Origin of the sequence: Streptomyces sp. NPDC059853, from assembly GCF_042731495.1 — a bacterium.
Classification (GTDB): domain Bacteria; phylum Actinomycetota; class Actinomycetes; order Streptomycetales; family Streptomycetaceae; genus Streptomyces.
The window spans coordinates 1-7,166 of record NZ_JBHWJL010000269.1 but is presented as its reverse complement, the minus strand read 5'-3'; the positions used below and the strand labels follow the sequence as shown (position 1 = coordinate 7,166).

The following is a 7,166-nucleotide window of genomic DNA, read 5'->3' as shown; positions in this document are numbered from 1 at the left end:
GTTCCGGGCCGTGGTAGCCGGCCAGCAGGGGGCGGGGGAGGGGGCCCTTGATACGGGTGCCGGTCTCCGTCTCCTCCCAGGCGTGCGCCAGGATGCCGACGCTGCGGGAGAGGACGAACAGGCCACGGCCCAGGGCGGGCGGGAAGCCGAGTTCGGCGTAGATGATGGCGGTGGCCCCGTCGATGTTCATCGGGACCGGCCGGCTGCGGCCCTCCGCCAGCGCCTCCTCCAGGGCGAGCCCGGCGGCCAGCGCCCGCCCGGGGACCTCGCCGCTGTCCACCGCCCGGGCCACCAGGTCCAGCAGCGGGTCGCGGCGCGGGTCGCACGGGTGGAAGCGGTGCCCGAACCCGGGCAGGTAGGCGCGGCGCTCCCGGTACTCGGCGACGATCGCGCGGGCGTCCTCGCCGCCGGTGATCCGCGCCAGCACCTCCATGCACTGCTGGCCGGCCCCGCCGTGCACGTCACCGAGCAGTCCGGTGCCGGTGGCGACCGCGCTGTTGAGGCCGACGCCGCAGGTGGCCGCCATCCGGGCGGCGGCGATGGACGGGGCCTGCGGGCCGTGGTCCACGGCCGCCACCAGGGCGGCCTCCAGCAGCCGGCCCTGGACGGGGGTGGGCAGGTCGCCGCGGAGCAGCAGCCAGATCTGTTCGGCGAAGGTGACCTGCCCGATGAGCTGCTCCACCGGGTAGCCGCGCAGCAGGATCTCGCCGGGGCGGATCCGGCTCACCGCCGTGGACCAGTAGTCGGTCACCGTGCTCCGCGCGATGGTGTCCGGGGGGCCGTCGTCCGCACCCCGGCCGGTGCCCTCGGTCGTGTCCCGGTCCGTGCTCTCGTGCACGTTCTCCCCCGTCCTCTCGGTGCTGTTCCCGCTCATATCGCGCCCCGCTCCCGCAGCGCGGCGATCTCCGCCGCCCCGTAGCCGAGTTCGGCGAGGATCGCGTCGGTGTGCTCGCCCAGCAGCGGCGGGCGGGCCGGGGGCTCCGGGGGCGCGCCGTCCACCCGGAGCGGGCCGCCGAGTACCCGCAGCGGGCGGTCGCGTCCGTCGGGGAAGGGCAGGTCGTGGACGAAGTCGCGGGCCGCCAGCTGTTCCAGTTCCAGCACCTCGGGCACCGACAGCACCCGGGCGGCGGGGACCCCGGCGGCGGACAGGATCTCCTCCCACTCGGCGGCCGGGCGGGCGGCGAGCGCCGCCTCCAGTTCGGTGCGCAGTTCCTCGCGGTGCGTCTTGCGGTCGGCGGGGTGGGCGAACCGGGCGTCCTCGATCAGCTCCTCGCGGCCGGTCAGCCGGCACAGGGTGGTGTACTGCTCCTGCCGGTTGGCGGCGATGTTGAGGTAGCCGTCGCCGGTGCGGAAGGTGCCGGAGGGCGCGGCGGTGAAGTTCTCGTTGCCCATCGGGACCGGTTCCTGCCCGGTGATGAGGTAGTTGGAGGTCACCCAGCCGAGCGAGGTGAGCGCGGCCTCCAGCATCGACACGTCGAGGAACGCGCCCTCGCCGGTGCGCCCGCGCCGGACCAGGGCGGCGGTGACGGCGTACGCGGCGGCCATGCCGCCCAGCGTGTCGGCGACCGGGAAGCCGGCCCGCAGGGGTGCGGTGGCGGCGGTGCCGGTGACGCTCATCATGCCGCTGAGGCCCTGGATGATCTGGTCGTAGGCGGGCCGGTCGCGCAGCGGCCCGGTCTGGCCGAAGCCGGAGATGGCGCAGTAGACCAGGCCCGGGTTCTCGGCGCGCAGGGTGTCCCAGCCGAGGCCGAGCCGGTCCAGGACGCCGGGGCGGAAGTTCTCCAGCAGGACGTCGGCCTCGCGCACGGCGCGCAGCAGGGCGGCCCGGCCCTCGGGGTCCTTGAGGTTGAGGGTGAGGGAGCGCTTGCCGCCGTTCTGGGCGAGGAAGGAGGCGCCGAGCAGTTCGTCGGAGAGCGCGCGGTCGGCGCCGAGGCGGCGGGCGAGGTCGCCGCTGCCGGGCAGTTCGACCTTGATCACGTCGGCACCCTGGAGCGCCAGCTGGTAGCCGGCGAACGGTCCGGCCAGCACATTGGTGAGGTCGAGGACGCGGATGCCGTCCAGGAGGGGGGTCATCGGCCGGTGCCTCCGATCGAGCCGAGGGCGGTGAGCGCCCGTGCGGTGTCCAGCAGGGCGGGGACGAAGCCGGCGACGGCCTCGTCGGTGAAGCGGACGGTGGGGCCGCCCAGGGCGACGGCGGCGGTCAGCCGTCCTTCGGCGTCGAAGACGGGGGCGGCGGCGCCGGAGATGCCGGCCTCGCGTTCGCCGTGGCTGACCGACCAGCCGCGGTCCGCCGCGCGCCGTACCCGCTCCCACAGGAGCGCGGCCCCCTCGGGGTCCGGGCCCTGGGCGGCGACGGCGGTGACGGCGGCCCGGTCGGAGCCGGAGAGCAGCACGTGCCCGGCGGCCCCGGCCCACAGCGGCATCTCGGCGCCCACGTGCACGACATGGCGCAGGGAGCGGGTGCCTTCGTGGCGGGCCACGCACACCCGGGCGTCGCGCTGGCGTACGTACAGACCGACGCTCTCGCCGCCGCTGGCCTCGCTCAGCGCGCGCAGCCGGGCCAGGGCCTCCTCGGGCAGCTGCCAGGTGGTGCGGGCGAGTTCGGCCCAGCGCAGCAGGCCGGGGCCGGGGACGGTGCGGCCGTCGCCGCGGCTCCACAGCAGTCCGCACTGTTCGAGGGTGTGCACGAGGCGGACCACGGTGGATTTGGGGAGCCCGGTGGCGGTGACGAGTTCGCGCACCGAGCGGCTGGGGTGTTCGGCGTCGTAGAGGGCGAGCAGGTCGACGGCGCGTTGCACGCTGCGGACCCCGCCCGGGTCGGCTTCCGGCATGGCGGCATCACATCACCGAACCACTGCTCGGCACAAGTGGTCCACCAGGTGGTACAGCGTGGGGTCAGTGGCGGACGACGGTGGCCAGCGTCGGGGTGAGCCGCAGATAGTGCCGCCCGGTGGACACCGGCGGGAAGGCGGCGCGTTCGGCGGGGGAGGGCACCAGCGCGTGGGCGGTGCCGATCAGCTGGACGCCCCAGGGGCGCAGGTCCTCACCCGCGTCCCGGCTGTTGGTCTCGTAGGCGACCACCGTGCCGTCGATGAGCCGCCCGCTCTCCAGGCAGTCGCCCGCGACGCGCAGCAGCACCGTCCTGCCGTCCTCGCTCAGCCGGTGGCAGGCGGGGACGATGAGCGGCAGGGCGTGCCGGGTCGCGGCGGCCCGGCCGTGCGGGGCGCGCGGCAGCAGCCGCAGGGCCTCGGCCAGCGGGTGGTCGGCGGTCGTGCGGGCATCCATGTCCCCCACCCTGCCCGGCCCGGCGGGGTGGGGGACAAGGGACGAACGGCCCCTATTGCGCGCCGTGGTCCCCGCGCCGGACCTCGCGCTCGCGTTCGGCCTGGCGGCGGGCGACGAACGCGGCGGCCTGCGACCGGCGTTCCATGCCGAGCTTGGACAGCAGACTGGAGACGTAGTTCTTGATGGTCTTCTCGGCCAGGTGCAGCTGCTCGCCGATCGCCCGGTTCGTCAGCCCCTCGCCGATCAGGTCCAGGATGCGCCGCTCCTGGTCGGTGAGCCGGGCCGTCCGGTCGTCGGGCGCCTCCTCGGCCGGCCCGCCGCGCAGCCGGTCCAGCACCCGCTGGGTGGCGACCGGGTCGAGGAGCGACTTGCCGGCCGCCACGTCGCGTACCGCCGTCAGCAGCTCCGTTCCCCTGATGGCCTTGAGGACGTAGCCGGAGGCGCCCGCCATGATCGCGTCGAACAGCGCCTCGTCGTCCGCGTAGGAGGTGAGCATCAGGGCGGCGACGGACTCGTCGCGGGAGCGGATCTCGCGGCAGACCTCCACCCCGCTGCCGTCCGGGAGCCGTACGTCGAGCACCGCCACATCGGGGTGGGTGGCCGGGATGCGCACCAGGGCGTCGGCGGCGGTGCCGGCCTCGCCGACGACCTCGATGTCGGGCTCCATCGACAGCAGCTCGTGCACCCCGCGCCGGACCACTTCGTGGTCATCAAGCAGGAATACGGTGATTTTTCCGTCTTCGGGCACGGAGTCAGTCTCACACAGCTCCCCGAATGCCGCCGCGCATCACCCTTCCGCTGCCCCGGGTGGCGGGGATAACGTGCGGATGTCCCAGGCGCTTGCGAGGCTGTGACCACGGTGTTTCCGGCGGATCGCCCCACCCCCTCGGGATTTACTTTGATTTCCAGGTAAATCCGCAGGTCAGGGGCAGTTTCGCTGCTTGTGAGCACTATGGGTACCGTGCTTTCTAGCGGGCCGCCGGACGGGACAACCAGTACCGCTCGGATCCGTCCGCGCCGCACCCGACCCCGTGCGCCGTACGGGGCCGGGCGGGCCCGCACTGGCCGCCCGGACGACCCCGGGAGCCGGACCGACGGAGGAGCAAGTGACCGTGGAGAGCACCGCCGAACGCGGCACGCCGCGCCGTGCGACCGCCACCGCCGCCCAGAAGACCGCGACGAAGAAGGCCGGGGCGAAGAAAGCCGGGGCGAAGAGGACCACCGCCCAGAAGTCCGCCGCGAAGAAGACGACGGCCAAGAAGACGACGGCCAAGAAGACAGCGGCGAAAAAGACCACGGCGAAGAAGGCGGCGCAGAAGACCTCCGCCGCGCGGACGGCCCCGGCAACGGCCACGGCACGAGGCGCCGCGGCGGCGGACCGGCCCGCGATGGTACAGCTGCTCACCCCCGAGGGGGAGCGCGTCGAGCACCCCGACTACACGCTGGACATCGGCGCCGACGAGCTGCGCGGCCTGTACCGCGACATGGTGCTCACCCGCCGCTTCGACGCCGAGGCCACCTCCCTCCAGCGCCAGGGCGAGCTGGGCCTGTGGCCGTCGCTGCTCGGCCAGGAGGCCGCCCAGATCGGCTCGGGCCGCGCGCTGCACCCCGGCGACTACGTGTTCCCCACCTACCGCGAGCACGGCGTCGCCTGGTGCCGGGGCGTCGACCCCACCCTGCTGCTGGGCATGTTCCGGGGCGTCAACCACGGCGGCTGGGACCCGAACAGCAACAACTTCCACCTCTACACCATCGTCATCGGCTCCCAGACCCTGCACGCCGCCGGCTACGCGATGGGCGTGGCCAAGGACGGCGGCGACTCCGCCGTCATCGCCTACTTCGGCGACGGGGCCTCCAGCCAGGGCGACGTGGCGGAGGCGTTCACCTTCTCGGCCGTGTACAACGCGCCGATCGTGTTCTTCTGCCAGAACAACCAGTGGGCCATCTCCGAGCCCACCGAGCGGCAGACCCGCGTCCCCCTCTACCAGCGCGCGGCCGGCTTCGGCTTCCCCGGCGTGCGGGTGGACGGCAACGACGTCCTCGCGGTGCTCGCCGTGACCCGGGCCGCCGTGGAGCGCGCCCGCTCCGGACAGGGTCCGATGCTGGTCGAGGCGTTCACCTACCGGATGGGCGCGCACACCACCTCGGACGACCCCACCCGCTACCGGCCGGACGACGAACTCGCCCAGTGGGAGGCGAAGGACCCGATCCTGCGGCTCCGGCGCCACCTGGACGCGGCCGGCGCGGCCGACGAGGCGTTCTACGCGGCCGTCGAGGAGGAGAGCGACGCGCTGGGGCGCCGGGTGCGGGAGACGATCCGTACCATGCCGGACCCGGACAGCATGGCGATCTTCGAACACGTGTACGCGGACGGCCACGCCCTGGTCGACGAGGAACGCGCCCAGTACGCCGCGTACCTCGCCTCGTTCGAGCAGGAGGAGAACTGACATGGCCCCCACCCACGACGCCGCGCCCCGGCTGCCCATCGCCAAGGCCATCAACTCCGCGCTGCGCACCGCCATGGAGACCGACCCCAAGGTCCTCGTCATGGGCGAGGACGTCGGCAAGCTCGGCGGGGTCTTCCGGGTCACCGACGGCCTCCAGAAGGACTTCGGCGAGGAGCGGGTCATCGACACCCCGCTGGCCGAGTCCGGGATCATCGGCACCGCGATCGGCCTCGCGCTGCGTGGCTACCGGCCGGTGGCCGAGATCCAGTTCGACGGTTTCGTCTTCCCCGCCTACGACCAGATCGTCACCCAGCTGGCCAAGATGCACGCCCGCTCGCTGGGCAAGGTCAAGGTGCCGGTCGTCATCCGCATCCCGTACGCGGGCGGCATCGGCGCGGTCGAGCACCACAGCGAGTCGCCCGAGGCGCTGTTCGCGCACGTCGCCGGGCTGAAGATCGTCTCCCCCTCCACCGCCGACGACGCGTACTGGATGCTGCGGCAGGCCATCGAGTGCGACGACCCGGTGATCTTCTTCGAGCCCAAATCCCGCTACTGGGACAAGGGCGAGGTCAACGAGGCGGGCATCCCGGGGCCGCTGCACAGCGCGCGCGTGGTGCGGCCGGGATCGGACCTGACGCTGGTGGGGTACGGGCCGACCGTGCGCACCGCGCTCCAGGCGGCGGCCGTCGCCCAGGAGGAGGGCCGGTCGATCGAGGTCATCGACCTGCGGTCGATCTCGCCCATCGACTTCGACACCGTGCAGCGCTCGGTGGAGAAGACCGGGCGGCTGGTGACGGTGCACGAGGCGCCCGTCTTCTTCGGAGCGGGCGCGGAAGTGGCCGCCCGCATATCGGAACGGTGCTTCTACCACCTGGAGGCCCCGGTGCTGCGGGTGGGCGGTTTCCACTCCCCGTACCCGCCGGCGCGCCTGGAGGAGGAGTATCTTCCCGGGCTCGACAGGGTGCTCGACAGCGTCGACCGCTCACTGGCGTACTGAGAGAGGCTGAGGAGAGTCGTGACGATGGCTGCTGCGACCCAGCGCTACCGCGAATTCAAGATGCCCGACGTGGGAGAGGGCCTCACCGAGGCCGAGATCCTCAAGTGGCATGTTCAGCCGGGTGACACCGTGAGCGACGGCCAGGTGGTGGTCGAGGTGGAGACCGCCAAGGCCGCCGTGGAACTGCCCATCCCCTTCGACGGGACGGTGCGCGAGCTGCTGTGGGCGGAGGGCGACACCGTGGATGTCGGCGCGCCGATCATCACGGTGGACACCACGCCCGGTGAACCGGAGGAGGCACCGGCCGCCCCGGCTCCGGCGGCGGCCGAGCCGGTACCGGAGGCCGCCGGGGAACCGGAGCCGGAGCAGCCCCCCGCCCGGCAGCCGGTGCTGGTCGGCTACGCCGTCTCCACCGCCGCCACCAAGCGCCGCCCGCG

Annotated in this window: 8 protein-coding genes; 3 read left to right on the top strand and 5 right to left on the bottom strand. The window is 73.4% G+C overall.

Annotation, left to right across the window (positions count from 1 at the left end; genetic code table 11):
• The 5 genes from ACFV5N_RS22310 to ACFV5N_RS22290 all read right to left on the bottom strand — a co-directional run.
• On the bottom strand, window positions 1–874 hold an 874-nt coding region (locus tag ACFV5N_RS22310), incomplete at its 3' end, for a citryl-CoA lyase (RefSeq protein WP_385602650.1).
• Complete coding sequence (locus tag ACFV5N_RS22305; protein WP_385602647.1) at window positions 871–2,073, bottom strand: CaiB/BaiF CoA transferase family protein; 1,203 nt, start codon at window positions 2,071–2,073, stop codon at window positions 871–873. The genes ACFV5N_RS22305 and ACFV5N_RS22310, both read right to left, overlap by 4 nt.
• Window positions 2,070–2,831: an IclR family transcriptional regulator gene (locus ACFV5N_RS22300; RefSeq protein ID WP_385602644.1), complete on the bottom strand. Its 762-nt coding sequence runs from the start codon at window positions 2,829–2,831 to the stop codon at window positions 2,070–2,072. Before ACFV5N_RS22300 ends, ACFV5N_RS22305 begins: the two co-directional genes overlap by 4 nt.
• Before the next feature lie 64 nt (window positions 2,832–2,895).
• Window positions 2,896–3,285 (bottom strand): pyridoxamine 5'-phosphate oxidase family protein, encoded by a 390-nt coding sequence (locus tag ACFV5N_RS22295; RefSeq protein ID WP_385602641.1) that lies wholly within the window; start codon window positions 3,283–3,285, stop codon window positions 2,896–2,898.
• Between the two features lie 52 nt (window positions 3,286–3,337).
• Complete coding sequence (locus tag ACFV5N_RS22290) at window positions 3,338–4,033, bottom strand: response regulator (protein WP_385602639.1); 696 nt, start codon at window positions 4,031–4,033, stop codon at window positions 3,338–3,340.
• Window positions 4,034–4,391: 358 nt separating this feature from the next.
• On the opposite strand from ACFV5N_RS22290, the gene pdhA reads away from it, so the two are divergent.
• From pdhA to ACFV5N_RS22275, 3 genes are all read left to right on the top strand, one after another.
• Window positions 4,392–5,732, top strand: a complete 1,341-nt coding sequence (pdhA, locus tag ACFV5N_RS22285) for a pyruvate dehydrogenase (acetyl-transferring) E1 component subunit alpha (RefSeq protein WP_385602636.1) — start codon at window positions 4,392–4,394, stop codon at window positions 5,730–5,732.
• Window position 5,733: 1 nt separating this feature from the next.
• On the top strand, window positions 5,734–6,729 hold the full coding sequence (locus ACFV5N_RS22280; RefSeq protein WP_385602634.1) for an alpha-ketoacid dehydrogenase subunit beta: 996 nt from the start codon (window positions 5,734–5,736) through the stop codon (window positions 6,727–6,729).
• A gap of 24 nt (window positions 6,730–6,753) precedes the next feature.
• On the top strand, window positions 6,754–7,166 hold a 413-nt coding region (locus ACFV5N_RS22275; protein ID WP_385602632.1), incomplete at its 3' end, for a biotin/lipoyl-containing protein.